The 1579-nt window shown below is 66.1% G+C and carries 2 protein-coding genes; both read left to right on the forward strand.

The window, feature by feature from the left end:
* Positions 1-522, forward strand: a 522-nt coding sequence (locus LQV45_RS31190; protein ID WP_230011210.1) for a TrmH family RNA methyltransferase, incomplete at its 5' end; no start/stop codon positions are given.
* A gap of 187 nt (positions 523-709) precedes the next feature.
* Positions 710-1402, forward strand: coding sequence for a DedA family protein (locus tag LQV45_RS31195; protein WP_230011212.1), 693 nt, complete (start codon positions 710-712; stop codon positions 1400-1402).
* The last annotated feature ends 177 nt before the right edge of the window (positions 1403-1579 follow it).

Raw genomic sequence — 1579 nt, forward strand, 5'->3', positions numbered from 1 at the left:
GTGGTGGACAAATACCGCTACTGGAAGCACGAGGCGATCGTGGCCGACCTGGACTCCAAGCGGCACAACTTCCACATCGCGATCGAGAACTGGCAGCACGACCTCAACATCGGCACCGTGGTCCGGACCGCCAACGCGTTCCTGGCCAAGGAAGTCCACATCATCGGACGACGCCGGTGGAACCGCCGCGGGGCCATGGTCACCGACCGCTACCAGCACGTCCGCCACCACCCCACCGTTGAGGACTTCGTGGCCTGGGCGCAGGGGGAGGGGCTGGCGATCATCGGGATCGACATCTTCCCGGACTCGGTGCCGCTGGAGACCTACGAACTGCCCAAGGACTGCGTCCTGGTCTTTGGCCAGGAAGGCCCGGGCCTGACCCCTGAAGTCCACGAAGCGGCGCTGGACACCCTGTCGATCGAGCAGTTCGGCTCCACCCGTTCCATCAACGCAGCCTCCGCCGCCGCGATCGCGATGCACGCCTGGATCCGCCGCCACGTCTTCGGCCAGCTCCCGGGCTAAAGCCACTCTTAGGCGTCCGTGGCCCGGGGTTCCGTGCCGACAAGCGAGCCGTTGACGTGGATCGCAAACCAGCAGACGCTGTCGGTGCTAGGCGAACGCGCGAGGAGAAGGATGTGGACCGGAACCGAAGAAATCACCGTTGCACGTCGGATGAAGCCGTCCCTTTCGGCAGGGGAGCGGAAACCCGGTGAGCGGGTTTGTGGACAGCGTCCTGAATGTAGACCCGCTGCTGGCCCTGATCATCGTGGGCGTGCTGGTCTTCGCCGAGGACGCCCTCTTCGTCGGCTTCGTTGTCCCCGGGGAGACCGCCGCGGTTCTGGGCGGGGTCGTGGCCGGCCGCGGGGTCCTGCCCTTGTGGTCCGTGATGGTCGTGGTCGTGCTGGCCGCGATCATCGGGGACTCGGCCGGATACGAGGTCGGCAAACACCTGGGACCGAGACTTCTGGGTCTGAAAGTCATGAACAGGCGTCTGGCGAGACTTGAAAAGGCCCAGGATTTCCTGCGCCTCCGAGGCGGTTCGGCGGTGTTCCTGGGCCGGTTTGTGGCATTTTTCCGCGCCGTCATGCCCGCACTGGCCGGCAGCTCACGGATGCCCTACCTGAAGTTTCTGGCCTTCAACGCCGCCGGCGGCCTGGTGTGGGGTGCAGGATTTGTCCTGCTCGGTTACCTGGCCGGGAACTCCTACGAAGCGGCAGCCACATCTGCCGGACGCGGCGTCACCGCGGTGGTCGCGGTAGTCGTCGTGGCAGCCGTCATCACGTTGCGGATCCGGAAAGCCCGCGCCACGCGTAAAGCCAGAGCCACGCGTACCGCCAGCGGCCGGCGCAATGCCGGCGGCGGGGCCGGCGCCGGCCAGTCCTCCGGCAGGCCGGAACCGTGACCGAAGCGCCCGGCCGCGAGTGTTACAGGGGCCACGTGACCGGAGACACGGCCCCGGCGCAGGAATGGCTAGGATGGTTCCTAGCCGACGAGGTTCCCTCCAGGATCACCAGCCCGTAGACGAAATTCACATTAGGAGTCAGCATGCCCATTGCAACCCCAGAGATCTACTCCGAGA

This window comes from Microbacterium sp. Bi128 (assembly GCF_918698205.1).